The sequence below is a fragment of the Pseudomonas sp. B21-028 genome, assembly GCF_024749045.1.
In the GTDB taxonomy this organism is placed as follows: domain Bacteria; phylum Pseudomonadota; class Gammaproteobacteria; order Pseudomonadales; family Pseudomonadaceae; genus Aquipseudomonas.
Genome location: NZ_CP087184.1, coordinates 2,202,208 through 2,228,124, shown reverse-complemented (window position 1 = coordinate 2,228,124; position 25,917 = coordinate 2,202,208). Strand labels below are relative to the sequence as shown.

At 61.7% G+C, this 25,917-nt stretch carries 25 protein-coding genes and 1 pseudogene; 12 read left to right on the top strand and 14 right to left on the bottom strand.

The genetic code is table 11. The features are described from left to right. Nucleotides 1-9: 9 nt before the first annotated feature. The 6 genes and pseudogenes from LOY35_RS10155 to LOY35_RS10130 all read right to left on the bottom strand — a co-directional run bounded on the left by LOY35_RS10155 (nt 10) and on the right by LOY35_RS10130 (nt 6,123). Entirely contained in the window at nt 10-639 is a 630-nt protein-coding gene (locus LOY35_RS10155; RefSeq protein WP_258632186.1) for a glutathione S-transferase family protein, read from the bottom strand. 127 nt (nt 640-766) lie between these two features. Further along, nucleotides 767-1,480, bottom strand: coding sequence for a pentapeptide repeat-containing protein (locus LOY35_RS28530; RefSeq protein ID WP_258632185.1), 714 nt, complete (start codon nt 1,478-1,480; stop codon nt 767-769). 12 nt (nt 1,481-1,492) lie between these two features. Continuing rightward, a complete protein-coding gene (locus LOY35_RS10145) occupies nt 1,493-2,587 on the bottom strand; it encodes a DUF1615 domain-containing protein (protein ID WP_258632183.1) in 1,095 nt (364 codons plus the stop codon). Nucleotides 2,588-3,481: 894 nt separating this feature from the next. Then, nucleotides 3,482-4,456, bottom strand: a complete 975-nt coding sequence (gene hemB, locus LOY35_RS10140; protein ID WP_258632182.1) for a porphobilinogen synthase — start codon at nt 4,454-4,456, stop codon at nt 3,482-3,484. 115 nt (nt 4,457-4,571) lie between these two features. Continuing rightward, complete coding sequence (locus LOY35_RS10135) at nt 4,572-5,429, bottom strand: PhzF family phenazine biosynthesis protein (protein ID WP_258632181.1); 858 nt, start codon at nt 5,427-5,429, stop codon at nt 4,572-4,574. Then, nucleotides 5,426-6,123, bottom strand: a pseudogene (locus tag LOY35_RS10130) (glutathione S-transferase family protein). The gene LOY35_RS10135 and the pseudogene LOY35_RS10130 overlap by 4 nt, the downstream one beginning before the upstream one ends. A gap of 394 nt (nt 6,124-6,517) precedes the next feature. Between LOY35_RS10130 and LOY35_RS10125 the strand changes: the two are divergent. Both LOY35_RS10125 and LOY35_RS10120 read left to right on the top strand, forming a co-directional pair. After that, nucleotides 6,518-7,192: a histidine phosphatase family protein gene (locus LOY35_RS10125; protein WP_258632180.1), complete on the top strand. Its 675-nt coding sequence runs from the start codon at nt 6,518-6,520 to the stop codon at nt 7,190-7,192. A gap of 225 nt (nt 7,193-7,417) precedes the next feature. Then, on the top strand, nt 7,418-8,470 hold the full coding sequence (locus tag LOY35_RS10120; protein ID WP_258632179.1) for a permease: 1,053 nt from the start codon (nt 7,418-7,420) through the stop codon (nt 8,468-8,470). Nucleotides 8,471-8,632: 162 nt separating this feature from the next. Here the strand turns inward: LOY35_RS10120 and mnmH are convergent, their stop codons facing one another. After that, on the bottom strand, nt 8,633-9,736 hold the full coding sequence (gene mnmH, locus LOY35_RS10115; RefSeq protein WP_258632178.1) for a tRNA 2-selenouridine(34) synthase MnmH: 1,104 nt from the start codon (nt 9,734-9,736) through the stop codon (nt 8,633-8,635). After that, nucleotides 9,736-10,770, bottom strand: a complete 1,035-nt coding sequence (gene selD / locus LOY35_RS10110) for a selenide, water dikinase SelD (protein ID WP_047703702.1) — start codon at nt 10,768-10,770, stop codon at nt 9,736-9,738. Before selD ends, mnmH begins: the two co-directional genes overlap by 1 nt. A 234-nt stretch (nt 10,771-11,004) precedes the next feature. Between selD and LOY35_RS10105 the strand changes: the two genes are divergently transcribed. After that, nucleotides 11,005-11,289: a hypothetical protein gene (locus tag LOY35_RS10105; protein WP_258632177.1), complete on the top strand. Its 285-nt coding sequence runs from the start codon at nt 11,005-11,007 to the stop codon at nt 11,287-11,289. A 90-nt stretch (nt 11,290-11,379) separates the two neighbouring features. Further along, the gene (locus LOY35_RS10100; protein WP_258632176.1) at nt 11,380-11,967 is read left to right on the top strand and encodes a hypothetical protein; all 588 of its coding nucleotides are present in this window, start codon (nt 11,380-11,382) and stop codon (nt 11,965-11,967) included. A 295-nt stretch (nt 11,968-12,262) separates the two neighbouring features. On the opposite strand, the gene LOY35_RS10095 is transcribed toward LOY35_RS10100, so the two are convergent. The 4 genes from LOY35_RS10095 to LOY35_RS10080 all read right to left on the bottom strand — a co-directional run bounded on the left by LOY35_RS10095 (nt 12,263) and on the right by LOY35_RS10080 (nt 15,717). Further along, on the bottom strand, nt 12,263-12,979 hold the full coding sequence (locus LOY35_RS10095; protein WP_258632175.1) for an alpha/beta hydrolase: 717 nt from the start codon (nt 12,977-12,979) through the stop codon (nt 12,263-12,265). Between the two features lie 62 nt (nt 12,980-13,041). Further along, on the bottom strand, nt 13,042-14,154 hold the full coding sequence (locus tag LOY35_RS10090) for a M14 family metallopeptidase (RefSeq protein ID WP_258632174.1): 1,113 nt from the start codon (nt 14,152-14,154) through the stop codon (nt 13,042-13,044). Between the two features lie 101 nt (nt 14,155-14,255). Beyond that, nucleotides 14,256-15,035: an ABC transporter substrate-binding protein gene (locus tag LOY35_RS10085; RefSeq protein WP_258632173.1), complete on the bottom strand. Its 780-nt coding sequence runs from the start codon at nt 15,033-15,035 to the stop codon at nt 14,256-14,258. Nucleotides 15,036-15,282: 247 nt separating this feature from the next. Then, nucleotides 15,283-15,717, bottom strand: coding sequence for a rhodanese-like domain-containing protein (locus LOY35_RS10080; protein ID WP_053191523.1), 435 nt, complete (start codon nt 15,715-15,717; stop codon nt 15,283-15,285). A 101-nt stretch (nt 15,718-15,818) separates the two neighbouring features. Between LOY35_RS10080 and ftrA the strand changes: the two genes are divergently transcribed. Further along, complete coding sequence (gene ftrA, locus LOY35_RS10075) at nt 15,819-16,778, top strand: transcriptional regulator FtrA (protein ID WP_258632172.1); 960 nt, start codon at nt 15,819-15,821, stop codon at nt 16,776-16,778. 212 nt (nt 16,779-16,990) lie between these two features. Here the strand turns inward: ftrA and cobF are convergent, their stop codons facing one another. Continuing rightward, the gene (cobF, locus tag LOY35_RS10070; protein ID WP_258632171.1) at nt 16,991-17,746 is read right to left on the bottom strand and encodes a precorrin-6A synthase (deacetylating); all 756 of its coding nucleotides are present in this window, start codon (nt 17,744-17,746) and stop codon (nt 16,991-16,993) included. Then, nucleotides 17,743-18,321 carry a histidine phosphatase family protein gene (locus LOY35_RS10065; RefSeq protein ID WP_258632170.1) on the bottom strand — a complete coding sequence of 193 codons (579 nt, stop codon included), beginning with the start codon at nt 18,319-18,321 and terminating at the stop codon, nt 17,743-17,745. Before LOY35_RS10065 ends, cobF begins: the two co-directional genes overlap by 4 nt. A 288-nt stretch (nt 18,322-18,609) precedes the next feature. Here LOY35_RS10065 and LOY35_RS10060 point away from each other — a divergent pair, with 288 nt between their 5' ends. The 7 genes from LOY35_RS10060 (at nt 18,610) to astA (ending at nt 25,827) form a co-directional block, all read left to right on the top strand. Next, nucleotides 18,610-19,464, top strand: a complete 855-nt coding sequence (locus tag LOY35_RS10060) for a MurR/RpiR family transcriptional regulator (RefSeq protein WP_258632169.1) — start codon at nt 18,610-18,612, stop codon at nt 19,462-19,464. Nucleotides 19,465-19,466: 2 nt separating this feature from the next. Beyond that, nucleotides 19,467-20,111, top strand: coding sequence for an isochorismatase family cysteine hydrolase (locus tag LOY35_RS10055; protein ID WP_258632168.1), 645 nt, complete (start codon nt 19,467-19,469; stop codon nt 20,109-20,111). After that, the gene (locus LOY35_RS10050; RefSeq protein ID WP_258632167.1) at nt 20,108-21,457 is read left to right on the top strand and encodes a glutamine synthetase family protein; all 1,350 of its coding nucleotides are present in this window, start codon (nt 20,108-20,110) and stop codon (nt 21,455-21,457) included. The genes LOY35_RS10055 and LOY35_RS10050 overlap by 4 nt, the downstream gene beginning before the upstream one ends. After that, on the top strand, nt 21,441-22,193 hold the full coding sequence (locus tag LOY35_RS10045; RefSeq protein ID WP_258632166.1) for an N-formylglutamate amidohydrolase: 753 nt from the start codon (nt 21,441-21,443) through the stop codon (nt 22,191-22,193). The genes LOY35_RS10050 and LOY35_RS10045 overlap by 17 nt, the downstream gene beginning before the upstream one ends. A gap of 59 nt (nt 22,194-22,252) precedes the next feature. Next, nucleotides 22,253-23,602, top strand: a complete 1,350-nt coding sequence (locus tag LOY35_RS10040; RefSeq protein WP_258632165.1) for an APC family permease — start codon at nt 22,253-22,255, stop codon at nt 23,600-23,602. Nucleotides 23,603-23,726: 124 nt separating this feature from the next. Continuing rightward, nucleotides 23,727-24,743, top strand: coding sequence for an arginine N-succinyltransferase (locus LOY35_RS10035; protein WP_258632164.1), 1,017 nt, complete (start codon nt 23,727-23,729; stop codon nt 24,741-24,743). A 49-nt stretch (nt 24,744-24,792) separates the two neighbouring features. After that, nucleotides 24,793-25,827 carry an arginine N-succinyltransferase gene (astA, locus tag LOY35_RS10030; RefSeq protein WP_258632163.1) on the top strand — a complete coding sequence of 345 codons (1,035 nt, stop codon included), beginning with the start codon at nt 24,793-24,795 and terminating at the stop codon, nt 25,825-25,827. Nucleotides 25,828-25,917: the final 90 nt, after the last annotated feature.

The window sequence follows — 25,917 nt, the reverse complement described above, 5'->3', positions numbered from 1 at the left end:
CGGGCACGCCTACGAAGGCCAATGCAGTGACAGCACCGGGGCCACACGCGGATGCTGGTCGATGCACTCCAGCACGGCATGGAATTGCGGTCGCGCACTGAGCATCGCCTCACGCGTTCCGGCCCACTTGGTAATCACCGCAGCCAGAATATCCAGCGCTCCCGGTTCAGCGCCGCTGAAGAAGGGCTGCGCCGGAAACTGATCGGCAAACAACGCCCAGTTGCGATACAAGCGCTGCTTCGTGCCCGAGACCAATTGCTGCCGGGTCGCCTCATCCGCCTCGGCCAGCCAGCGCTCCGGAAAATCGATGATACCGATGGGCGTGTAGCAATTGGCGGCAATGTAGACCAGGCCCCGTATGGCTTGCGCACGCTGGGCCGGGTCGTCGGGCAGCAACTTCGATTCCGGATAGGTCAGCCCGAGGTGGATCAGGATGGCCGCGGCTTCAGTCAGCACCGAGCCGTCCGGCATCTGCAAGGTCGGAACCTGTTTCTGAGGATTCAACGCCTCGAGTGCCTTGGCCGCGTCATTGTCTTCGGTCGAATAGGCATCGACCCGGCGATACGGCACACCACATAGACACAAGGCGATCTCCACCGCCGAAGAACCGGATTGCCGGTAGCCGAATAACTGATACATAAGCCTGCCTCCCGGGAAGGTACAGTCGATAGAACCCTGCGCACGCCCGATGTTCCACTCCATGGACGACCTGCACATCGACCAGCTATCACTGCCGTCGATGTTCATCATCACGTCAATGAAGTTCTCATGATGACTGCCCGACGCAACAATAGCCCCACACAAACCCACTGCATCCCCGGAGCACACCATCATGAAACGCCAAATCATCCTCAGCCTCGCTTTCTCGGTTCTGGCAGCCAACGTATTCGCCGCTTCTTCCCATACGGTCATCGCCGAAGGTGGCTCGGATCGACTGATTGAAAATCGCGTTGCCGAAGGCGGTTCGGATCGCCTGAACCAGAACCGCGTCGCTGAAGGTGGCTCCGATCGCTTGATCGAGAATCGCGTCGCTGAAGGTGGTTCCGATCGTTTGATTGAAAACCGCGTCGCTGAAGGTGGTTCCGATCGCCTGATCGAGAATCGCGTCGCTGAAGGTGGTTCCGATCGTTTGATCGAAAACCGCGTCGCTGAAGGTGGTTCCGATCGTTTGATTGAAAACCGCGTCGCTGAAGGTGGTTCCGATCGCCTGATCGAAAACCGCGTCGCTGAAGGTGGTTCCGATCGCCTGATCGAAAACCGCGTCGCTGAAGGTGGTTCCGATCGCCTGATCGAAAACCGCGTCGCTGAAGGTGGTTCCGATCGCCTGATCGAAAACCGCGTCGCTGAAGGTGGTTCCGATCGCCTGATCGAAAACCGCGTCGCTGAAGGTGGTTCCGATCGCTTGACCCAGAACCGCGCATGACTTGCCGCCCTGCTCTGCCCGACAAAAGCCCGGTCTTATCCACCGGGCTTTTTTCATGGTCGCTGATCGCTACCGTCCCGCCGATCGCGCCATGCACCGCTGATAGCGCTCATCCACGCGCTTGGCAAACCATGCGGTGGTCAGCTTGCGGGTGATTTTCGGGCTCTTGAGCACAATCCCCGGCAACACAGCGCGGGGTAACGGCTTACCCTCGGCCTTTTCGGCCAGTTCAAAAACGCGCTTGTAGAGTTTGCTGTCCTCGAACGCCAGGCTGTCGCCCAGCTCCAACTGATCGCGAATCGTCGGGTTGCGCATTCCCAAGGATTTCCCCAGCGTGCGCACCGCCAATTCCGTGCTGCCGGGCATGATGGAGTCATGCAGGATCAGGTCACCGTCGAGTGCCAGGGAAATGCCTGAGGCACGACTCACTGCATGTTGGAAGGCCGCGTTGCGGCTGGCGTACCAACCGGCATTGAAATCGGCGAAGCGATACAGCGGCTCGGTGTAACTCACCGGATACCCCAACAAATGCGCAATGCCGAAGTACATCCCCCCGCGACGGCTGAACACTTCCTGGCGAATCGAACCCTCCACCGTATAGGGATAATTTCGGGCATTGGCCTGGGCGAAGGCGATACTGACCTGCATCGGCCCGCCGGTGTGCACCGGGTTGAAGCCGTCGAACAGCGTTTTACCCAGCGGCACCATGCCAATGAAATCATCGAAAATGCCGCTCAGCTCCTTCTCGCTGCGCACCGCGGCAAGCCGGTCGCTGTAGCTCTTGCCATTGGATGAACGTACCTGAAGCGCCGCGCTGACCAGAATTTCGGGGATATGCAGCTTCGCCGCACGGTGGTCGATCTCCTGCCGGGCAATCTTGCCCAGTCCCGGCACCGTGGGATCGGCCTGGAACGTCGACTCTTGCTCAGCGACAGCCAGCACCGAACAGATATTCTGCGTCGTAGGCGGGATCTGCTGCGCGGCAAACGCAACATAGATATCCGTGGCCCAACCTTTGCGATCCACGGTCCTGGCCGGCAACAACCGCACGATCTGCGCCTTGACCTCGGCAGGCTGGCGTTCAGGCTCCCGGACCTGACGACTGCCGCAACCAGCCAGGACCAACAGCGCCGGGAGGATGAACAACCATTGATTGAAAGACATAGGGCTCCATCATGTTTGTACTCCAGAGCACCATACGATCAAAAGCGGGGACAGGCTACGTTCGGTCGTCCACACATGAATAAACCGGCTCAATAACCACCGCAAAACCCATGTGGGAGCGAGCCTGCTCGCGAAGACGGCGGCACAAACACCATTGATGCAAGCTGGCCCACCGCTATCGCGAGCAGGCTCGCTCCCACAAGGGGATTGATGGCGAACACAAATCTTGCGAACAACCGGAATCTCTGTGGGAGCGAGCCCGCTCGCGATGACGGCGGCACAGACACCCTCGATGCAAGCTGACCCACCGCTATCGCGAGCAGGCTCGCTCCCACAAGGGGATTGATGGCGAACACAAATCTTGCGAACAGCCAAAATCTCTGTGGGAGTGAGCCTGCTCGCGATGACGGCGGCACAGACACCCTCGATGCAAGCTGGCCCACCGCTATCGCGAGCAGGCTCGCTCCCACAAGGGGATTGATGGCGAACACAAATCTTGCGAACAACCGGAATCTCTGTGGGAGCCAGGCTTGCCCGCGATGACGGCTGCACAGACGCCCTCGATGCAAGCTGGCCCATCGCTATCGCGAGCAGGCTCGCTCCCACAAGGGGATTGATGGCGAACACAAATCTTGCGAACAGCCGGAATCTCTGTGGGAGCCAGGCTTGCCCGCGATGACGGCGGCACAGACACCCTCGATGCAAGCTGACCCATCGCTATCGCGAGCAGGCTCGCTCCCACAAGGGTATTGATGGCGAACACAAATCTTGCGAACAACCGAAATCTCTGTGGGAGCCAGGCTTGCCCGCGATGACGGCTGCACAGACGCCCTCGATGCAAGCTGGCCCACCGCTATCGCGAGCAAGCTCGCTCCCACAAAAGGTTAATGCAGCTCAGATGCCGCTCGATGCCAGGTCCATCGCAAAGTAGGTGAAGATCAGATCCGCCCCCGCCCGCTTGATCGCGCCAAGGCTTTCACGCACCACTCGGGCTTCGTCGATGGCGCCGGCCTGGGCGGCGAACTTGATCATCGCGTATTCGCCACTGACCTGATACGCCGACAACGGCAGGTTCGACGCCTGGCGGATATCACGGATGATATCGAGGTAGGCCCCGGCCGGCTTGACCATCAGCGCATCGGCGCCTTCCTGTTCATCGAGCAGGGATTCGCGCAACGCTTCGCGACGGTTCATCGGGTTCATCTGGTAGCTCTTGCGGTCACCCTTCAAAGCACTGCCACCAGCCTCACGGAACGGCCCATAGAGCGCCGAGGCGAATTTGGTGGAGTAGGCCATGATTGCCGTCTGGCTGAAACCGGCTCCATCCAGGGCCTTGCGAATCGCCTGGACTTGTCCATCCATCGCCGCGGACGGAGCGATGACATCGGCACCGGCGCGGGCCGCGGCCACGGCTTGTCGACCCAGGTTGAACAAAGTCCGGTCGTTGTCCACTTCATGCCCATGAAGCACGCCGCAATGACCGTGATCGGTGTATTCACAGAAACACGTATCGGACATCACGATCATTTCCGGTACCGCGTCCTTGCAGATCGCGGCCATGCGCGACACCAGGCCACGCTCGTTCCAGGTGTCGCTGCCGTCGCTGTCCAGATGATGGGACACACCAAAGGTCATCACTGCCTTGATACCCGCACGGGCATATCGCTCGATCTCGCCGGCCAGTTTCGACTCAGGAATGCGCACCACGCCCGGCATGCTCTTGATCGGCACGAAGTCATCGATTTCTTCTTCGACGAAAATCGGCAGGACCAGGTCGTTCAAGGTGAACTCGGTTTCCTGGAAAAGACCGCGCAAACTGGCATTGCGACGCAGGCGGCGCGGACGTGCTTCGGGGAACTGGCTGGACATGGGACTCCTGGGCAAATGGGGGTCAATCACAGGGGGGACAAAGCTTATGCCCTGGTTGGACAGGGCACAAACGCCACCTGGAAAACAGAGTGTTACCGGCAGGGCAATAATCCGCTCACAAGCTCAACGAACCATTGATGCAGGTCACCACCGCACCACCGATCCAGACATCTTCCGCGATCCGCTCGACATGAATCCGTCCGGCACGTCCCATGGTCAAGCCCTGACTGACCACATAAGACGACGGCGCCAGCCCCTTGCCCAGCATCCACTGGGCAAGCCCGGCATTCAGGCTGCCGGTGGCCGGATCCTCGGGCATGCCATCACCAGCGATGAAGCCCCGCACTTCAAATTGCGCCTCATCACCGTCCACGTCCGGATTCCAAGGTGCAATGACCCCCACCGCCAGATCCAGAAGCTGGTGATAGTCAGGCTTGAGCGCCAGCACTTGCTGACGATCCTTGAGCATCAACGCCAGCCAACCGGCGCCGTTATCAACCCATTGCGCGTCGACAATCGCCTCGGCGGGCAGCCTCAGTCCACTGCGTACCCGCTCCAACAGATCAACGTCCAGCGGACCGGACTTGAGCAACGGCGGAGCCAGGAACGCCAACCCGTGTTCATTGCGACGAATCCTGACCAGGCCGACGCCGCATTCCTGCACGATCTCCCGACCTTTGGGCATGCCACCGGCCTCCAACCAGGCATGACAGCTGCCCAGGGTCGGATGCCCGGCAAACGGCAATTCGGTCGAGGTGCTGAAAATACGAACCCGGTAATCCGCCTCCGGATGTTGCGGCGCCAACAGGAAAGTGGTTTCGCTGAGGTTGGTCCAGTTGGCAAAAGCGATCATCTGCTCATCGCTGAGCCCATCGGCCCCCAGCACCACCGCCAGCGGATTGCCCTTGAGCGGCACATCGCTGAACACGTCCAGTTGCTTGAAATCGAATCGGCGTGTCGTCGCTGTGCTCATTCCGGAATCTTCAAGCCGCGAACCACTGCCGGCCGCGCCAGAAAGCGTTCCAGCACCCGCGTGACGTTGGGGAAGTTCTGGATTCCCACCAGATCGCCGGCTTCATAGAACCCGATCAAGTTGCGCACCCAGGGGAACGTGGCGATGTCGGCAATGGTGTAGCGCTCGCCCATGATCCAGTCGCGTCCTTCCAGGCGACCATCGAGTACCTTGAGCAAACGCTTGCTCTCCTCGACATAACGGTCACGAGGTCGCTTGTCCTCATAGTCCTTGCCGGCGAACTTATTGAAGAAACCCAACTGCCCGAACATCGGCCCGATACCGCCCATCTGGAACATCAGCCACTGAATCGTCTCGTAGCGCGCCGCCGATTCCTGGGCCAGCAACTGGCCACTCTTGTCCGCCAGGTAGATCAGAATCGCCCCGGACTCGAACAACGCCAACGGCTGGTCCCCCGGCCCATGGGGATCGAGAATCGCCGGGATCTTGTTGTTCGGGTTGAGGGAGAGGAATTCAGGGGAAAGCTGATCGTTGCTAGCGAAATCCACCTTGTGGGGCTCGTAGGGCAGGCCGATTTCCTCCAGCATGATCGAGACCTTCACGCCGTTGGGGTTGGCAGAGAGTAGAGCTGGAGCCACTCGGGGTATTGGGCGGGCCATTTCTGGGTGATGGGGAATGGGGTCAGGTTGGGCATGGGGAGCTCCATGGCAAGAGGGAAATGCTGGAGCATAATTCAGGACTGGATGGATGGCATCAGGAAATGCCCCCTGCTGACGCTCACGTTTGCCGGACGGGCTGAAGAAACACGCCAGGGGTGGAAATAAGGCCATTCGCTAAACTCAACACGTCACGCGAATCACTCCGGCCGTTATTAATTTCGCAACATCCTGTCGCTAATGTTTACCCCATCTCACGGAAGAGAGCCGTGGCAGGATCGAACCAAAGGGCTTCAGGAGACTCAGAGCAATGCCCCAAGGAATCGAAGCGGCGTAATGACAAGGAAAACATCCGAAGCCAGGACTTCGTGGTGCCAGGGTTTGTCAGCCTGACTCAATGCCTGACTTGAGACAGCCGAAGAATATATTCCGATGATCAATCCCCTGAAGTTCACCAGACACCTCAAACGCCGTTCATGGCTGGTATTGCCGACATCGCTCGTGGTCTGCGGCCTGGTGCTATCACTGGAATCCAGCGTCAGTCGCGCCCAGCCGGTCGATGGCATCCAGACCCTGGTGTTCCTGCGCCACGCCGAAAAGCCTGCCGGCGGCCTCGGGCAACTCAATTGCCAGGGCCTCAATCGCGCCATCGACCTGGCCACCCTGCTGCCGCAAAAGTTCGGCAAGGCCGACTACGTATTCGCGGCCAACCCGACCCGCAACGTTGAAGAGGGTGAGCGGGACAATTCCTATAGCTATATTCGTCCGTTGATGACCATCAGCCCCAGCGCGATCAAACTCGGGTTGCCGGTCAATATCGAATATTCGGCCAACGATACCAGCGCGTTGGCCGACGAGTTGCTGCACGACAAGTACCACAACGCCACTATCTACACGGCATGGTCCCACGGCTACCTGCCAGAACTGATCAACAAGGTGGCCGGCGAGGCCGTGGGCGAGGAGCAGAGTATTACCGAAGACTGGGAGTCGGGGGATTTCGATTCGCTGTATGTGCTGACCCTGACCTGGCACAACGGCAAGGCCAGCCTTTCCAGCCAGAGCTACAAGCAGGGCCTGGATAACGGGCAGGAAACCTGTCCGACGTAAGCTGCACGGGCGCTTGCTCCCGCCGGGCTTCGCAGGAGCTGGCGAAGCTTGCGATCTCAGGATTCTGATCTTTCGCTTGAGACTTGATTGTCAGTGGAAAGATCGCAACCTCGTTGCACTCGGCAGCTCCTACAGGGCGGAGCCCGGCGAAATCCCCGTCGTCACAGCAAGCTTCCTCGCCACAGGGTATGATGCGCCCACATCCCTGTTGCCCGGACCTTCTCCATGTCTTTATCTTCTGCCGCTCCCGTTCGGGGCTGGTCGTTCTGGTGGAAACCCGCCCTGTTCCTGCTGGTGGCCTGCGTCGGTCTCTACTACGTCAAATGGTCGCCCTACTACCTCAAGGCGTTCGTCGCCGCCGATAACCACAGCATCGGCGGTTCGATCCTCAACGACGCACAAACCGCGCCGCTGATGGCCGCGCTGACCTACGCCAAGGTGTATTTCCTGGCGATCTGGAAAGCGGCGGTGCTGGCGGTGATCCTGGGCTCCCTGTTGCAGGTACTGATTCCCCGTGACTGGTTGTTGCGCCTGTTCGGCCAGGCCGGTTTTGCCTCGACCCTGCGCGGCGGGCTGTTCGCCCTGCCCGGCATGATGTGCTCGTGCTGCGCGGCGCCGGTGGCGGCCGGCATGCGTCGGCAGAATGTCTCGGTGGGCGCGGCGCTGGCCTTCTGGATCGGCAACCCGGTACTCAACCCCGCGACCCTGGTCTTCATGGGCTTCGTGCTGGGCTGGGGCTTCACCGCCCTGCGGCTGGTAGCGGGCATCGTGCTGGTGTTTGGCGTGTCGATGGTGGCCCAGCGCATCGCCCGGCCCGAAGTGTTACCCGAGGCAGCCGTAGAAGCCGTGACCGAGGCCAGCGAGGTCGATACGCAGCCGTTCCTGGCCCGTTGGGGACGGACCTTGTGGCAGTTGTTCTGGAGCACCATTCCCGTCTACGTACTGGCTGTGCTGGTCCTGGGCGCGGCACGGGTCTGGCTGTTTCCCCATGTTGATGGCGCCATGGCCAACAGCCTGGCATGGCTGATACCGCTGGCCATTGTCGGCACGCTGTTCGTGATTCCTACCGCTGCGGAAATCCCTATCGTCCAGACGATGATGACCCTGGGTATGGGCACTGGCCCGGCCGTGGCGTTGCTGATGACGCTGCCGAGCATCAGCCTGCCGTCGCTGCTGATGCTGCGCAAGGATTTCGATGCCCGGGTGCTGGTGACCGTGGCGCTGCTGACCATGTTGGTCGGCATCGTCTGCGGGTTGATCGGGGCGGTGTTGCTTTAAGGCTTCATGACTTGCATCGTTGCCGACTGATACACCGCTATCGCGAGCAGGCTCGCTCCCACAGGGGCCTGGGGTGATCGCAGATGTGCGGGCTACTGCAAATCTGCTGTGGGAGCGAGCCTGCTCGCGATAGCGCCGGCCCGTTCCCATACTGTCCTGAGATCAGGCCGTTCGAGCCACTCGCTCACGCAGATACTCGAGCACAGCCGCCTGCTCTCCCGCAAACTCGATCCGACCGCCCTTCTTTTCCCGCTGGAACACGTACATCGGGTCGTAATACTCGCGCAGCAACCCTTCGATCCAGCCACGATGCAAATCGACGGCACCGCTATCGGCCTGCTCGGCCAGGGCAGCTTCCATGATTGCCAACAGGCGCCGATGGCGGTCGCCCCCCAGGCGCTTGTGGATATTGTCCAGACTCGCCAACAATCGCTCGGAGAACAGCGAGAACCCTTCCTCGCCGTGTACGGCGATAAACTCGGCGCTCAGGTTGATGACGTAATCCCGCAGAATCCGCTCGACCCGCCGTTCCACACTGTCTTCCAGCCAGACCATCGGAACCTGCTGCATGCGCTGGTACAGCGGCAACGGCAAGGCACAGCTGCCGACCATGCGGCTTTCATCTTCCACCACGAATTGCCCGATACCGGCGGCGCGCTTTTTCAGCACATCCACGGCCAGGCGGTTCTCGAAATCGATGTTGGAAGGCTGCCCCGTGGCACGCTTGCCGAAGCTGGAGCCCCGATGATTGGCGTAACCTTCCAGGTCCAGCCCGTTGCCCAATTGGTTCAAGACCTCGGTCTTGCCGGTGCCGGTCATGCCGCCCAGCAAGACGAAATCGCACTGGGCGACCGCCTGTTCAACAGTGTCCAGCAGGAACGTGCGCATCGCCTTGTAGCCACCGCCGACCCTGGGGTATTCGATGCCGGCTTCGTCCTTGAGCCATTGTTGGACGATCTGCGAGCGCAGGCCGCCGCGAAAGCAGTACAGAACACCGTCAGGATGGGCCCGGGCGAAGTCGGCCCAGGCCTGGATGCGTTGCGCCTTGGTTTCGCCGGACACCAGCTGATGCCCCAGGACGATGGCCGCTTGCTGGCCCTGCTGCTTGTAGCAAGTACCGACCCGCTGCCGCTCGATGTCGGTCATCAGCGGCAGATTGACCACGCCGGGAAACGCACCCTTGAGAAATTCGACGGGCGCGCGGGTGTCCATCATCGGCCGATCGTTGAGGAAAATGTCGCGGTAATCGGTAATGTCATTGCTCATCAAGACACCTCGACCGCGCTGGTCTGTCGCTCGACCAACTCACCGATCGGCTCCAGCGCGAGGCCCAATTCAGCAGCCACCTCAAGAAACTCGCCTTCGCCCTGCGCCGTCACGGCGATCAACAGGCCGCCGCTGGTCTGCGGGTCGCACAGCACGCGCTTGTGCAGTTCCTGAACCCGACCGACTTTGCTGGCGTAGCTGTCGTAGTTGCGCAGCGTTCCGCCCGGCACGCAGCCCAGGTCGAGGTAGTACTCGACGCCCGGCAGGCGCGGCACCGCGTCGTAGCGGATGCGTGCGGTCAACTGACTGCCGTCGGCCATTTCCACCAGATGCCCAAGCAAACCGAAACCGGTGACATCGGTCATGGCGGTCACGCCATCGAGCTTGCCGAAGCGGCTGCCGGGCTTGTTGAGGGTGCACATCCAGTCGCGGGCCAGGCCAACGTCGGCGGCGCGCAATTTGCCCTTCTTCTCCGCCGTGGTGAGGATGCCAATGCCCAGCGGCTTGGTCAGGTACAGGCGGCAACCGGCAGTGGCGGTGTCATTGCGCTTCATGTGGCGCTTCTGCACCAGGCCGGTGACGGCCAGGCCGAAAATCGGCTCGGGCGCATCGATCGAATGCCCGCCCGCCAAGGGGATACCCGCCTCGTCGCACACCGAACGACCGCCGCGAATCACTTCCCGTGCGATTTCCGGGGCCAGCACATTGACTGGCCAACCGAGAATCGCAATGGCCATCAGCGGATCACCGCCCATGGCATAGATGTCACTGATGGCATTGGTGGCGGCGATGCGGCCGAAATCGAAGGGATCATCGACAATCGGCATGAAGAAGTCCGTGGTCGACACCACCCCGCGCTCCTCGTCGATGGCATACACCGCGGCGTCATCCCGGGAGGCGTTGCCGACCCACAATTTGGGATCAAGGTTCTGCGCACCGCTGCCGGCCAGGATCACTTCCAGCACCTGCGGCGAAATCTTGCAGCCGCAACCGGCGCCGTGGCTGTACTGGGTCAGGCGAATGGGCTCGCTCATGGGCATACCTCTCATCAGTCAAGGTGAGCGATTCTAGCAGCAACGTCGACGCTTCAGTGCCCATGCCGCAATGGCCGGGGCAACCAGAACCTGAAGATCATCGATAGCAAAGGGTATGTGGCGGTACTATGCCGGGGTAGGTTATCCATTCTGGCCGGGGGCTCTGGCGATGGAATTTTCGTTCATCGCGAGAATCACTTGAACATCAACCCAGTGTTCAACAGGAGACTGCCGATGTCCCTTTCCCCCGCCGCTGCCGACAGCACCCACCTGGATTACGGCCTCGACACGCTGTTCGGCCGGGAAACCAAAAGTATCGACTGCCAGTTCGATGTCAAACGCCTCGATGACGGGGAGCCACCGTGGTTTGCGCTGCACATCCGCCCCCCACTGCCGGATGACCTGGAAAAGGCCCAGATCGTGGTATTCACTGCCGAGGGGCGGCGGATCAGCGGGATTGTCCGGCGCACCGAGCGCCTGGCCGACGACAGCCTGCAACTGGATGTCGAGCCTGACTGACACGTTCGGAGGGCTGCGCAGCACTGGAGTCCGGCGGGATCCCCGTGGGATGATCGGCCCCCGAACACGCCCTCCACGCCGAGAATTTCAATGTCATTGCTGATTAAACATACTGCTGCACTGTTGCTGACAGTCGTTGCCAGTCTGGTTGTCGTGCCTGCCCATTCGGCCCCGACCAAAACCACCGGCGATTTGCCGGCCCAGAAAGTATCGATGCTGGGCGGCAAATTTGTCTTTACCTTGCCCAAGGGTTTCACCGCAACGGCACTGCCTGCCGGCGATGCCGCCCAAGGCACGGCGGGGACGACGGGGACCATGTACAGCAATGCCACCAGCAGAACCGTGGTAATCACGGCTGAAAACATCATCGTCAACGGTGCGAAGGTCAAGGATGACGATGCTGCGTTTCTCGACACCACCATGGCCGGCTTCGCCGCCCAGCGAAGCAAAGCCCTGCCGGACGCCAGGATCCTCAGCGAAAAAAGCCTGACCCAGAAAGGCACTGGCCTGGGCCTGCGTCAACTCGACACCAGCGCCACCCAGGGCGGCGGGCCGACCCTCGACACCACGTTGCTGGGAGCCTCCGGCACACGCGTGGCCGTGGTGCAGATCATCTCCCGGGCCAGTGACAAGAACGGACATGAAGCGCTGGTGAAACAGATCGCCAGCGGCAAGTGATGACGTCGGCGCGGGGTGCCTGAGGGACCGCGTTGGATCATTCGCGAGCAGGCTCGCTCCCACAGAGGGCTTCGGTGCGGCATGAATCCTGGAACCAAGATGTGGGAGCGGGCTTGCTCGCGAAGGCGGTGGGTCTGCCTGCATCGATGTTGGATGTGCCGACGCCATCGCGAGCAGGCTCGCTCCCACAGTGGGTGCCGGGTGTTCACGCGACTCCAACCCACCGCAGCCCCTGTGGGAGCGAGCCTGCTCGCGATAGCGTCAGCCTAGGCAACAATGTTCCAACTTGCAGCCGCTAGGGATTGAGCCGCTCCAGCCAGGCCCGCAGGTCCTGCACTTCCAAGGCGCTGATGGTATGCCCAACGCCCGGGTAGGCATGGAATTCCGGCTCCAGGGCCAGGGTCTTCAGGAGCGTGTCGGCCTCGGTGCCGTCGTGGTAGGGAATGATCGGGTCGGCCGTGCCGTGACCGATGAACACCGCCAGCGACCGCCGCGATTCATCGGGAGTCAGTTCGGCTTGGAGCACGGACAGGACCCGCCCGCCCATCGCGGCGATTCCACCGACCGCGTCGGGGTGTCGCAGGGCGACTTCATAACTCATCATCGCGCCCTGGCTGAAGCCCACCAGATAGACCTGGCTGGCGTCCGTCGGGTACTTGGCCCGGGCCTTTTCGATGAAATCCAGCAGCATCTGGCCGCTGGCCTTCAGGTCCGAGGTGTCGCCGTCATAAGCGCCCTCGCCCTTCTTCGCAAACCACTGGTAATGGCCCGGTTCCATGCTTTTCGGCGCCCGCACCGAGAGGTAGTTGTAGTGCTTGGGCAACTCGTCCTTGAGTTCGAACAGATCCTGTTCGTTGCTGCCGGAACCATGCAGGAATATCACCAGCGGCCGGTCCCTGGCCTGCTCGTCGACCTGGGCCAGATAACTGAGTGGCAAGTCCGTATGCAACGAGGGCTGGGCTTGCAACCCGGACGAGACCAGCAACAGGAACAGGGCGAACACTTTGAACATCGATCTTCCTCCATTATTCGATAGCCCATGGCAAGGGCGTACGGTGAGGTAGACAGCACTTTTCAGTCGTTGGTCAATTTCCCGGTGCGTATCGGTTCACGTCCCGCCACTTTCGCCTGCCAGATGCCCGGCTGGGTATAACGCCCACGGTCCAGGGCGAACAGCACGCCGCTGGTGCCGGCCCGTACCGTCGTGACCCGGTCATTCAACGGGTCCACCACTTCGAACAAGGGATCGCCCCGCTCCACCCATTCGCCCGCTTCGCGCAGGAAGCTCACCACGCCATGGTGCGGCGCGAACAGATACTCGGTGCCCTCGAACGGAAAACCTTCACAGCATTGGGCGGGCACGGACGGCCAGTCACCGCCGATGAAACCCTGCTCGGCAAGAAACCCGAGGATGGCCTCGCAGTTGGCCTGGGCCTGGTCCACCCGCGTGTCGCCCATGCTCCCCAGTTCCAGGGTGGTCGCCAGGTTGGCCGACGGGATCGCTGCCTCGGGAAAGGCCCTGGCCAGGCGCAGCCAGGGGGTGGAACAGGATTCGTCGAACGAACTGCCGCCGGAGTCCTCACACAGCAATGCCACGCCGGCTTTCAACCGCGCGGCCAGGGAACGCCATTGCGGCCACTGTTGCGGCAAGGCGTACAGATGAATCGCCGCCTCGAAATCGCAGTGCAGGTCGAGGGTGATATCGGCATCGCAGGCATGGCGCAGCAGGAGGCGATGCAAGGCTTCGAGCTGCGAAGGGGGTGCGGGCAAATCGTCCAGGACCTGGAGCATGGTCTGGCGGATCAAGGTGATATTGGCCGCCGGATCGTCTCCCAGCCGCTGGCCGACACGTTGCGCCACCGGGGCGCTGAGTTCCACGAAGGAGCGGTTGAAGTTCTTGCCGCTGCCCAACTCGAAACGCCCCATGTGGGCGCTTTGCAGATGCTGATCCAGGCCGATGGGGTTGGCCACCGGCACCAGCTCGATCACCCCCTTGAGCATGCCTTGGGCCTCGAGGGCGTTGAGCCGCTGCTTCAGCTCCCACGCCGTGCGCATGCCCGGCAACTCATCGGCGTGCAGGCTGGCCTGGATGTAGACCTTGCGTGGGCCATGGCCATAACGAAACACACTGAGCCGACGTTCGGTGCCGAGGTGGCTCCATGGCAGGGTATGGTCGATACGTTGCATGAAATCTCCAGATACGAAGGCACTCAGGGCACAGGGTAAAACAATCACCCATGAAAAAGGTGGCCGACCAGGTCAATGGAGGGCCACCTTGGTTTCAACGATCAGTGCCCGTAGATATCGAAGGCGAAGTACTTGTCCTGCACCTTCTTGTACGTGCCGTTGGCGCGGATCTCGGTAATGGCCGCGTTGAATTTCTCGGCCAGGGCCTGATTACCCTTGCCTACGGCAATGCCGGCACCGCCACCGAAGTACTTCGGATCGTCATAGGCCGGGCCCACGAAGGCGAAGCCCTTGCCGGCGTCGGTTTTCAGGAAGCCATCGTCGAGGTTGACCGAATCGGCCAGCATGGCGTCAAGACGGCCAGCGACCATGTCCAGGTTGGCTTCCTGCTGGGAGCTGTAGCGCACCAGGTTGATGCCCGCCGGGACCAGCACTTCAGTGGCAAAGCGGTCGTGGGTGCTGGCCCGCAGCACACCGACCTTCTTGCCCTTGAGTTCGGTCAACGGGTCCTTGATCCCGGAACCTTCCTTCATCACGAAGCGTGCTGGGGTGTGGTAGTACTTGATGGTGAAATCGACGTTTTTCTTGCGATCGTCGGTGATGGTCATGGACGACAGAATCGCGTCGATCTTCTTCACCTTCAGCGCCGGGATCAGGCCATCGAACTCCTGCTCAACCCAGACACACTTGACCTTCATCTGCTCACACAACGCATCACCGATATCGACATCGAAGCCGGCCAGTTTGCCGTCGGCGGTTTTCATCGAGAAAGGTGGGTAGCCGGCTTCGATCCCCAGGCGGATCGGCTTGGCGTCAGCGGCCACGGCCGACAAGGACAACACGGACAGTGCCAGGGCACCGAACATTGCTAGCTTCTTCATTTCTGCTCCTGAGTGCGCAGGTTTTTTTATTGGCGGATCGTAGGCAGCGTTCGGTTGGCAAAAACCGAGGTGGCCGGGAGTCTAGAAGGGCACTCAGAGAGGGAATTGTGTTGAGGCGACAAATAGTTATGAAAATAATCAGACGTGTCTGATGTCCATGAAGTTTGCGAAAAACCTGACAGGTACCAGTGCGTGTGGCGAGGGAGCTTGCTCCCTCGCCACACGGGTATGGATTGCTTGCGAAAACTCAACAGTCGCAACTGACCGCCGTATCCGCCACACGCTCCACCAGACCGGTCAGACGAAAGCCTTCATCAAGCCAGCCCATGACGCCGCCGATCATTTCCTTGACCGGATAGCCCAGGGTTGCCAGCCGGACCGCTGCCTTGTTCGCACCGTTGCAGTGCGGCCCCGCGCAGTAAACCACGAACAGCGTGGTTTTCGGATAAGCGGCCAGCGACTGGGCAGTGAGCGAGCGCGTCGGGATATTGATCGCGCCTGGCACATGGCCGCGCTCATAAGCCAGGGGGCCGCGGACATCCACCAGTACAAAATCGACCTCGCCGGCCTGTTGGCTGGCATGAACGTCGGAGCAATCTGTTTCGAACGTCAGACGACGGCTGAAATGCTGTAGGGCAATGTCGGACGGAGCAGCAGGCACTTCGCTAACCGGACTGGGCATGGTGGGTACTCCAAGGGGGATGAGGGCGTAAGGAGACTTTATCCGGCCTATGCTAACCGCTAAAGTGGCGCACAAGACACTCAGTGGGAATTTTCCGCCAAATGCAGCCTTCCCCCGGCCTGGTCGCGGTCCTTGCCTATGACGGCTTGTGCACGTTCGAATTCGGCGTCGCCGTCGAGATTTTCGCGCTGGCCCGTCCCGAGTTCGATTTCCCCTGGTATGAACACCGGATCGTCGCCGTCGATGACGGCCCGCTGCGCGCCATGGGCGGCTTCCAGGTGCTGGCCGATGGTGGCATGGAGCTGTTGGATACGGCGCGGACTATCGTGATCCCTGGCTGGCGCAGCCGCAGCGAACCACCCTCCGAAGACTTACTGGCAGCACTGCGCAAGGCCCATGCCCGAGGCGCGCGCCTGCTGTCGATCTGCTCCGGGGCATTCGTACTGGCGGCCGCCGGGCTGCTGGACGGGCTGGGGGCCACGACTCACTGGCGCTACACCGATGAACTGGCCGAAAGCTTTCCGGCCATCCTGGTCGATCCGGATGTGCTGTACGTGGACTCAGGCCAAGTCATCACCTCGGCCGGCAGCGCCGCCGGCATCGATGCCTGCCTGCATCTGGTGGCACGGGATTTCGGGGCCCAGGTCGCCAACGCCGTGGCGCGCCGATTGGTGATGCCGACGCAACGCACCGGCGGCCAGGCGCAGTTCATTCCCTCGCCGGTCAGCCGCACCCCGCGCAGCGATCTGTCCGGGGTCATGCAGTGGGCCCGTGAACACCTGCACGAGCCCCTTGGTGTGCGCGAACTCGCCAGCCAGGCGGCCATGAGCGAACGGACATTCCTGCGCCGCTTTACCCAGGCCTGCGGCCTGTCGCCCAAGGCCTGGCTGCAGCATGAGCGTCTGGCGCGCGCCCGGGAGTTGCTGGAAAGCACCAAGGACAACACCGACAACATCGCGCAACTGTGCGGCTATCGCTCGGTGGAAAGCTTTCGCGTGGCGTTCCGCAGCGTGGTGGGGCTGGCGCCGTCGGCGTATCGGGAACGGTTTGGGCGGGGATGAAGCCAGATGATCAGCGATCAAAACTGACGAGCACCGTTGTGGCGAGGGGGCCCATCTGTGGCGAGGGGATTTATCCCCGCTGGGCTGCCCAGCAGCCCCAAATATAACGCAGTTCATCCCAGAACACCGAAGGGTCTGCTTCGCAGCCCAGCGGGGATAAATCCCCTCGCCACAAGACTGGGGTTGCGACACCCATCGTGTGCAGCCAACCCTCAACGCTTGCGCAACAGATAAGTATCCATGATCCACCCATTCGCCTGCCGCGCCGCCTTGCGGGTGCGCTCTATGTCATCGGCCACGTCCCCCAACCGACCGGCGATGAGCAGCTCATCCGGTGTTCCCACGTAGGCGCCCCAGTAAATATGCGTATCGGGATCGCTCACCTGGCGGTACGCATCCTCGGCGTCGAGCATCACCACCACGCTCGCCGCGTCCCCCACTTGCCCCGTCGCCAACCGCCGCCCGGTAGTGATCTCCACCGCACCGCCAATGTTGTTCAACGGCACTTTGTGTTGCGCCGCCAGGGCCTGGACGCTGGTGATGCCCGGAATCACTTCGAACTCGAAGTCGCAACGCCCCGTCTCGAGAAGGGCCTGCAGGATGCGCACGGTGCTGTCGTACAACGACGGATCGCCCCATACCAGGAAACCACCACACTCCCCGTCGGACAGTTCTTCATTGATCAACCTTTCGAACGTCGCCTGCTTCGCGCGGTTCAGATCTTCGACACTGCTGGTGTAGTCCGGGTCGCCACGTGGGCGTTCAGGACTACAGGCCTCGACAAAGCGATAAGGGCGATCAACGATGTAGCGCGTGCAGATGTCGCGCCGCAGGTCCAGCAGTGCGTGCTTGGCGGGCCCCTTGTCCATGAGGAAGAACACATCCACCCGATTCAAGGCCTTCACCGCCTGCATCGTCAGGTAATCCGGATCACCGGCGCCGATGCCAATGATTGAAAGCTTCTTCATCTCCGTGACTCCTGCTCAAGCTCCAGAGTGCGCAACCGCCACAGCCCATTGAAACGCAACTCCAGGGAAGACAGCGGTTCGATGTCGATCCGGCTGAAGCTGGTTGCCGGGCATTGCAACACGTTCATCAGGGCCGCCCGGATCACGAATGGATGGGTGACCGCCAGCAAGTGTCCCGATTCACTTTCCAGGCTTGCCAGCCAGTCCCCGACACGACGGCACAACCGGTCGATAGACTCGCCGCCATGGGGAACGGCATGGGGATCATCGAGCCAGGCTTGCAGTTGTTCCGGTTCGGCCTGGAGCAACTCGTCGATGGATAACCCGCGCCAGCGCCCCAGGTCACAATCGGCCAGGGCCTGAACCACCCGGATTTCGTCGCCGAACAATGCGGCGGTCTGGCGGGTACGCAACTCAGGCCCGCACAGGACATGCCGAACGTTTCGATACCCTTGGCCGGCCTCGGGCCGCCTGGCCAGCCAGTCAACGTCCAGTGATTCGTCCAGCGCGAAACGCGCCTGTTTCTGGGCAACGGTTCGGGCATGGCTGATCAAGGTCAGACGCGTGGCTTGCACGTGGGACACTCACACTGTCGGGGGAAGGATATTGAGATCTTTTCGTGTAGGGCACCTTATATGAAATCAAATATCCGAGACAAAAAGTCGTTATGTCTGACACGGAAAAAAGCATTGACTGACATACCTCTCAGCTCGGCCCAAGGCCACGTCCTACAAGACTTTCGCACCATTCTTGGGCATTTTAAACGAAACGTAAAAACCACTGGACATGTAGCAGGGGCTACATAAATACTGTTTTCAGTAGTTATGTAAGATATCCAACACCCCATCCAGCAAGGAGCACGGATGCCGCCTCTCAGGGACCTTATTACCGATCCCGGCCTGATCCTGACGCCGTCGGAACGCAAGGTCGTACGTGCTCTGCTTGATCATTACCCGCGCAACGGCCTCGGTCCGATGTCACGCCTGGCCGAACATGCCGGCGTGAGCGACCCGACCATCGTGCGTCTGGTCAAAAAACTTGGTTTCGGCGGCTATGCCGAGTTCCAGAATGCGCTGCTGGTCGACATGGACCATCGCCTGCGCTCTCCCCGCACGATGTTGCGGCCTCGGATCAAATTGCAACAGGGCGACACCTGGAGCCAGTATCTGGTGGCCAGCCAGCGCAGTCTTCTGGAAACCCAAGCCCTGACCCAGCCCGAAGACGTGCGCATTCTCATGCAGTGGCTGCTCGACACCCGGCACCAGGTGCATTGTTTCGGCGGTCGCTTCAGCAGCTTCCTCGCCCATTACCTGCTCAATCACCTGCGCCTGCTGCGGGCCGGCTGTTTTGCCCTGGAAGACAACGCCCAACTGCCCGACCGCCTGTTCGATGTGCAACGCCAGGACGTGGTGCTGATCTTCGATTATCGTCGCTACCAGGCCCAGGCCCTTCGTGTCGCCAGCGCGGCCAAGGAACGCCATGCCCGGGTCGTGCTGTTCAGCGACGTTTATACGTCGCCCTTGCGCGAACTGGCCGACCTGATTATCAGCGCGCCGGTGGAATCAGTCTCGGCCTTCGATAGCCTGGTACCGGCGCTGGCCCAGGTCGAAGCCCTGATCGCCTGCCTGACGTTGCAATGTCCTGGCCTGGCCGAACGCCTGGACGGTATCGACACCTTGCGCACCGAGTTCAACACGCACCTGTTGGAGGAAAAATAAGGATGTTCTCGCTCCCTCACCACTCCCCCCGGGATCTGCCGTTCACCCGCGACCACACCGCATTGCTGCTGGTCGACATGCAACGGGCCTGGCTGGAGCCGCAGTTCGATGCTCATCTGGACACCCCCGAGGCCGATTATTTCATCCGCCGCGCCCGCCAGCGTGTGATTCCCAACCAGCAACGCCTGCTCGACGGGGTGCGTATGGCCCGGCAGAACGTGCTGCACACCCACATCGAAAGCCTCACCGCCGATGGCCGCGACCGTTCCCTGGACCACAAGCTGTCGGCCATGCACTTGCCCAAGGGCAGCCCCCAAGCGCAGATCATCACCGAACTGACGCCGCTGGAAAACGAGATCGTGCTGCCCAAGACCTCCTCGGGGGTTTTCAACTCCACCAATATCGACTACGTGCTGCGCAACCTGCAGGTCCGACACCTGATCGTCGCCGGCATCGTCACCGACCAGTGCGTCGACATGGCCGTGCGCGACGCCGCCGACCGCGGGTACCTGGTCACGCTGGTGGAGGATGCCTGTGCCACCTATACCGAACAGCGTCACCTGGCCTGCCTGAACGCCATCAAGGGCTATTGCTGGATCACCGACACCGACACCGTGCTCGGTCGCTTGCAGGAGATGCAACCGTGAGCCGTCTCGAAACCGCAACGCTCGCACCGCTGCCCGTCACCACGCTGGTCAGCACCGACCTGATCGGCGTGACCCGCGGGCGCTCGTTTCCCAGCGATGAATTGCCCCACTACGTCACTGCCGGCTGTGGCTGGGTGCCGGCCAACAGCGCGCTGACGCCCCAGGACATCATTGCGTCGACCAATCCCTGGGGGGCGTATGGCGACCTGCGGCTGGTGCCGGACCTGTCCAGCCGGGTCACCATCGGCAACGGTCCCGACCCCGAGGCCCCGGCGCTGGATTTCATCCACTGTGACGTGCGCGAGACCGACGGCCGGCCCTGGGGCGCCTGCCCGCGCACGCTGCTGCATGACGAAGTGGAACGCTATCGCACCGAACTGGGCTTGCAGGTCTTCGCCGCATTCGAGCATGAGTTCAATCTCAAATCCCCCCAGCCCCAACCCGATCGCCTGGCCTTCAGCCTCCAGGCCCAGCGCCAGCAGGCCGGGTTCGCCGGCTGGCTGCTCAGTGCCCTGCGGGCCGGGGGCGTCGAACCGGAAATGTTCCTGCCCGAATACGGCAAGCAACAGTATGAAATCACCTGCCGCCCGACTCTCGGCGTCGCCGCCGCCGACCGTGCGGTGAACGTGCGCGAAATCACCCGCGAGATCGCCCGGCAGATGGGCCTGCAAGCAAGCTTCGCTGCCAAGACCTCGGCAGATGCCGTGTGCAACGGCGTCCACCTGCACCTGAGCCTGCAAGACCTGGACGGTGATCCGGTGCTCCACGACAGCGCGAGCAGCAATGGCCTGTCCAGCCTCGGCCGGCATTGGGCCGCCGGTGTACTGCAGCATCTGCCAGCCCTGTGTGCGTTGACCGCGCCGACGCCGGTCTCCTACGAACGCCTGCAACCCCATCACTGGAGCGCCTCCTACGCTTGCCTGGGACAGCGCAACCGCGAAGCGGCGCTGCGCATCTGCCCGACCGTGAGCCTGGCAAGCAAGCCGCTGGCGAACCAGTACAACCTGGAGTTCCGCGCCATGGACGCCACCGCTTCGCCGCACCTGGCGATGGCGGCCTTGCTGATCGCCGGACGACTGGGCATCGAACAACGGCTGACGCTCAATGCCGTCACCGATGAAATACCCGACGATTTGACTGAGGAAGAACGCCGGACTCGTGGCATTATCGCCCTGCCGACCACCCTGGCCCAGGCACTGGACTGCCTGCGTCACAGCGGGGCGTTGTTGGATGCCCTACCCGGCCCGCTGGTCGAAACCTACTTCGCCTTGAAGGCCCAGGAACTGGCCTTGACCCAGGCGCTGTCACCTGCCGAGCGATGTGAGCACTATGCGCGAATCTATTGAGTGCGCCGAGTCGGGGCTTTACACCGAGCCGCCCTACCGGCTGATCCGGGAAAACGCCGAGCACCCGTTGATATTGGTGTGCGAACACGCCAGCCGCTTCATCCCCCCCGCACTGAACGATCTGGGCCTGGACGAGACGGCGGCCCATGAACACATTGCCTGGGACATCGGTGCCCTGGCCCTGGCCGAACGCCTGTCCGAGACGCTCGGCGCGACCTTGCTGTCGGCCAACTATTCACGGCTGCTGATCGACTTGAATCGCCCGCTCCACGTGCCGGACAGCATCCCGCCCCAGAGCGAGATCTACCAGGTCCCGGGCAACCAGTCCCTGGACGAAGCCACCCGGCAGTACCGCCAGCAATGTCTGTTCCACCCCTTCCATGACCGGTTGCGCTCGCTGATCGACCAGCGCCTGGCTGACAACCGACCCACGCGGGTGGTGGGCATCCACAGTTTCACCCCGGTGTTCTACGGCCAGCCGCGCGCCCTGGAGGCCGGCGTACTGTTCGGTGACGCCGTGGACTACGCCCAGCGCATCGTCGATGGACTGGACCGGCATTCGCTGCGGGTGGCGGGCAACCAGCCCTACCGGATCAACCCGTTGACCGACATGACCGTTCCGGTCCACGGCGACAGTCGCGGCCTGGACTCGGTGTTGATCGAAGTGCGCAACGACCTGCTGCGTAACCCCGAGGCGGTACGCACCTGGAGCGCCTATCTGGCGCCGTTGCTGTAACGGGCAGCAACGAACGAAGAAAAACAAAATCAACGATCGGCTGAAAGGGAGAACGGCTTGTGGGTATCGAGGCATTTGGCTACAAACAGGAATTGAAGCGCAGCCTGTCGCTGACGGACCTGGTGGTGTACGGGATGATCTTCATGATCCCCATCGCACCGTTTGGCGTGTATGGCTACGTGAACGCCGAGGCACCGGGAATGGTGCCGCTGGCGTACATCATCGGCATGGTGGCGATGCTGTTCACCGCGCTGAGCTACGGCAGCATGGCCCGGGCCTTCCCGGTGGCCGGCTCCGTCTATTCCTACGCACAAAGAGGCCTCAACCCACACGTCGGGTTCATTGCCGGCTGGTTGATGTTGCTGGATTACCTGCTGATCCCGCCGCTGCTCTATGTCTACGCCGCCATGGCGCTGAATCACCTGTATCCGGACATTCCCAAGGTCGGTTTCATCCTGGCGTTCCTGGTGAGCGCGACCTTCGTCAACCTGCGGGGCATCACCTTCACCGCACGGATGAACATTATTTTCCTGCTGGCCCAACTGGTGGTGCTGGGGATTTTCCTGTTCTACGCCTGGAATGCCCTGCATGGCGGGGCCGGCAACGGCCAGATGACCCTGGCGCCGCTGTACGGCCCGGAACACTTCAACTTCGCCCTGCTGATGCAAGCCGTATCGATTGCCGTGTTGTCGTTCCTCGGATTCGATGCCATCTCCACCCTGGCTGAAGAAATCAAGGAGGATCCGGGACGCAGCATCGGCAAGGCAGCGTTGGTGACCTTGTTGGTCATGGGCGCGATTTTCGTGGTGCAGACCTGGATCGCCACGGACCTGGCGGCCGGCATGGGCTTCAAGTCCGCCGACACCGCCTTCTATGAAATCGCCGAACTGGCGGCCGGCAGTTGGCTGGCCACCCTGACCGCCGTTGCCACGGCGCTGGCGTGGGGCGTGGCGGTGGCGATCACCTCCCAGGCCGCGGTATCGCGCCTGTTGTTCGGCATGGCTCGGGACGGCAAGCTGCCCAAGGTGCTGGCCAAGGTTCATCCGAAACACAACACGCCCTACATGAGCATCTATCTGGTGGCCGTGCTGTCGCTACTGATCTGCTACCTGTTCATCAATGCCGTGGACACCCTGACCTCCCTGGTCAACTTCGGCGCACTGAGCGGCTTCATGCTGTTGCACATCACCGTGATCAACCACTACTGGCGCCGCCAGCGTTCCGGGCAACTGGTCCGTCACCTGATCTGCCCGCTGATCGGCTTCGGCATCGTCGCGGCCATCATGTACAACATGGGCGTGGATGCGCAGAAGCTGGGCCTGGTCTGGATTGCGGCGGGCCTGATCTATCTGTGCGCGCTCAACAAGTTCGGCACACACTCCGTCCTGCCCGACCCGGCGGGTCAATGAAATTCAGCGCTGGTCGCGAGGATCGGCCAGCCGCCGCTGTAGTTGTAACCGTTACAACGCGTGGACATCGACAGTGATCGTCAAGCCCGGTGCAGCACCGGGCCCTGGAACAGGAGTGCAATCCATGCTGGCCTTACGTCCAGTTCAGTTAAGCGATCTGCAACAACTGCAGCAACTGGCCCGTGACAGCCTGGTGGGGGTCACCTCGCTTCCAGACGATACCGAGTGCCTGCGGGAAAAAATTCTCGACTCGTGCGCTTCGTTCGAGGCCGACGTGCAAGGCCCGGGCGGGGAAAACTACTTATTCGTATTGCAAGACCTGATCTCCGGGCGCCTGGTGGGCTGTTCCGAAATTCTCGCCAGCACCGGCTGCAACGAACCGTTCTACAGCCTGCGCAACCGACCGTTTTCCAGCGCCTCCCGGGAACTGAACATCCGCCACGGCGTGCCGGCACTGTCGCTGTGCCAGGACCTCAACGGCCAGACGCTGTTGCGCGGCTTTCACATCGACGCCGAACGGGTTCGCACGCCAGAGTCGGAGCTGCTGTCCCGGGCCCGGCTGATGTTCATCGCCGCCCACCCGCAACGCTTCGCCGATTCGGTGATCACGGAAATCGTCGGCTTCAGCAGTGAAGACGGCCAGTCACCGTTCTGGGACGCCATCGGCCAGCATTTTTTCGACTTGCCCTACGCCGAAGCCGAACGCTTGTGCGGCCTGAGGAGCCGGACTTTCCTCGCAGAGTTGATGCCCCAGTACCCCATTTATGTACCCATGTTGCCGCCTGCGGCCCAGGCGTGTATCGGCCAGGTGCATCCTGACGGCCAGGAAGCCTTCGACATCCTGGCGCGCGAGGGTTTCGAAACCAACAGCTACGTGGACCTCTTCGATGGCGGGCCGACGCTGCACGCTCGCATCGCGAATATTCGCTCCATCGCCGAAAGTCGTATGGCTTCGGCCCGGCAAAGCCCGCAGATTGATGCCCGGGGTCGCTATCTGGTGAGCAACGACAGCCTCGGAAATTACCGGGCGATCGTGACGGAGCTGGATGTCGGTATCGAGGGGGCCGTCCCCCTGACGCCCGAGATGCTCGCGGCATTGGAAATCATTGAAGGACAGCAGATCCGGGTGGTTGCCCTATGAACGTCATGCAAAGTCGTGTCCCAGGCCGACACGATGAAGGAGCCGCATCATGATTGTCCGTCCGGTCGCCATCACCGACCTGCCTTCGTTGCTGGACCTTGCCCGTTGCGCGGGCCCGGGATTCACCAGCCTGCCGGCCAATGAAGAACGCCTGGCCCATCGCATACGCTGGGCCCAACGCACCTTTGCCGGGCAAGTCGAGCGGGCCGACGCCGACTACCTGTTCGTGCTCGAGGACGATGACCGGCAAGTGGTCGGTATCAGCGCTCTGACCGGCGCGGTCGGCCTGCGTGAGCCGTGGTACAACTATCGGGTCGGGGTCACGGTCAATTCGGTGCCAGAGCTGGGCATCCAGCGGCAGATTCCCACCCTGTTCCTCAATAACGAGATGACCGGGCAATCGGAAATCTGCTCGTTGTTCCTGCATCCCGCCCTGCGCCGTGGTCATAATGGGCGGCTGTTGTCCCTGGCACGCCTGCTGTTCGTCGCGGAGTTCTCCCAACTGTTCGGTGAAAAGCTGATCGCCGAATTGCGTGGCCATGCCGACGAGCACGGTAGCTCGCCGTTCTGGGACAGCCTGGGACGACATTTTTTCCAGAAAGACTTCAGCTATACCGATCAGTTATCCGGCATGGGCAACAAATCGTTCATTGCCGAGTTGTTGCCGCGTCAGCCGCTGTACGCCTGCCTGCTCACCCAACAGGCCCAGGCCGTGATCGGCAAGGCCCATCCGAACACCGAACCGGCCTTGAGGATTCTCGGCGCAGAGGGTTTCAGCCATAAGGGCTACATCGATATCTTCGACGGTGGCCCGGTGATCGAAGCGCCGGTCTCGAATATCCGCAGCATCCGCGACAGCCAGTCACTGGTCCTGGCCGTTGGTTCACCGAACGAACAGGCACCCGTCTGGCTGATCCACAACCGGCGCCTGGAGAACTGCCGCGTCACCAGCGCCCGAGGCCATCACAACGGTCACAGCCTGATCGTTGACCGTCTCACCGCCAAACGCCTGCAAGTACAGCCAGGTGACACGGTGCGCGCCGTTCCGCTGCTCGGTCAGGGGCGACAGGCCGTGGCGGCGTAGCGAGTACACACCCGTCACCTGCGGCGCCGGGACAACTGGCCGCCAGTCGACAGGATTCGCTACCTGCGCAGAGTAACTCGACAGAAGCGA

Excerpts from the sequence above, each read along its gene's own strand:
- LOY35_RS10095 (WP_258632175.1), bottom strand. The coding sequence starts at position 12,979 with ATGTTCAAAGTGTTCGCCCTGTTCCTGTTGCTGGTCTCGTCCGGGTTG.
- LOY35_RS10085 (WP_258632173.1), bottom strand. The coding sequence starts at position 15,035 with ATGAAGAAGCTAGCAATGTTCGGTGCCCTGGCACTGTCCGTGTTGTCC.
- hemB (WP_258632182.1), bottom strand. The coding sequence starts at position 4,456 with ATGTCCAGCCAGTTCCCCGAAGCACGTCCGCGCCGCCTGCGTCGCAAT.
- LOY35_RS28530 (WP_258632185.1), bottom strand. The coding sequence starts at position 1,480 with ATGAAAAAAGCCCGGTGGATAAGACCGGGCTTTTGTCGGGCAGAGCAG.
- LOY35_RS10060 (WP_258632169.1), top strand. The coding sequence starts at position 18,610 with ATGCCGCCTCTCAGGGACCTTATTACCGATCCCGGCCTGATCCTGACG.
- LOY35_RS10125 (WP_258632180.1), top strand. The coding sequence starts at position 6,518 with ATGATCAATCCCCTGAAGTTCACCAGACACCTCAAACGCCGTTCATGG.
- LOY35_RS10155 (WP_258632186.1), bottom strand. The coding sequence starts at position 639 with ATGTATCAGTTATTCGGCTACCGGCAATCCGGTTCTTCGGCGGTGGAG.
- LOY35_RS10105 (WP_258632177.1), top strand. The coding sequence starts at position 11,005 with ATGTCCCTTTCCCCCGCCGCTGCCGACAGCACCCACCTGGATTACGGC.
- LOY35_RS10100 (WP_258632176.1), top strand. The coding sequence starts at position 11,380 with ATGTCATTGCTGATTAAACATACTGCTGCACTGTTGCTGACAGTCGTT.
- ftrA (WP_258632172.1), top strand. The coding sequence starts at position 15,819 with ATGCAGCCTTCCCCCGGCCTGGTCGCGGTCCTTGCCTATGACGGCTTG.
- LOY35_RS10045 (WP_258632166.1), top strand. The coding sequence starts at position 21,441 with ATGCGCGAATCTATTGAGTGCGCCGAGTCGGGGCTTTACACCGAGCCG.
- LOY35_RS10055 (WP_258632168.1), top strand. The coding sequence starts at position 19,467 with ATGTTCTCGCTCCCTCACCACTCCCCCCGGGATCTGCCGTTCACCCGC.
- selD (WP_047703702.1), bottom strand. The coding sequence starts at position 10,770 with ATGAGCGAGCCCATTCGCCTGACCCAGTACAGCCACGGCGCCGGTTGC.
- astA (WP_258632163.1), top strand. The coding sequence starts at position 24,793 with ATGATTGTCCGTCCGGTCGCCATCACCGACCTGCCTTCGTTGCTGGAC.
- LOY35_RS10035 (WP_258632164.1), top strand. The coding sequence starts at position 23,727 with ATGCTGGCCTTACGTCCAGTTCAGTTAAGCGATCTGCAACAACTGCAG.
- LOY35_RS10120 (WP_258632179.1), top strand. The coding sequence starts at position 7,418 with ATGTCTTTATCTTCTGCCGCTCCCGTTCGGGGCTGGTCGTTCTGGTGG.
- cobF (WP_258632171.1), bottom strand. The coding sequence starts at position 17,746 with ATGAAGAAGCTTTCAATCATTGGCATCGGCGCCGGTGATCCGGATTAC.
- LOY35_RS10145 (WP_258632183.1), bottom strand. The coding sequence starts at position 2,587 with ATGTCTTTCAATCAATGGTTGTTCATCCTCCCGGCGCTGTTGGTCCTG.
- mnmH (WP_258632178.1), bottom strand. The coding sequence starts at position 9,736 with ATGAGCAATGACATTACCGATTACCGCGACATTTTCCTCAACGATCGG.
- LOY35_RS10135 (WP_258632181.1), bottom strand. The coding sequence starts at position 5,429 with ATGAGCACAGCGACGACACGCCGATTCGATTTCAAGCAACTGGACGTG.
- LOY35_RS10090 (WP_258632174.1), bottom strand. The coding sequence starts at position 14,154 with ATGCAACGTATCGACCATACCCTGCCATGGAGCCACCTCGGCACCGAA.
- LOY35_RS10080 (WP_053191523.1), bottom strand. The coding sequence starts at position 15,717 with ATGCCCAGTCCGGTTAGCGAAGTGCCTGCTGCTCCGTCCGACATTGCC.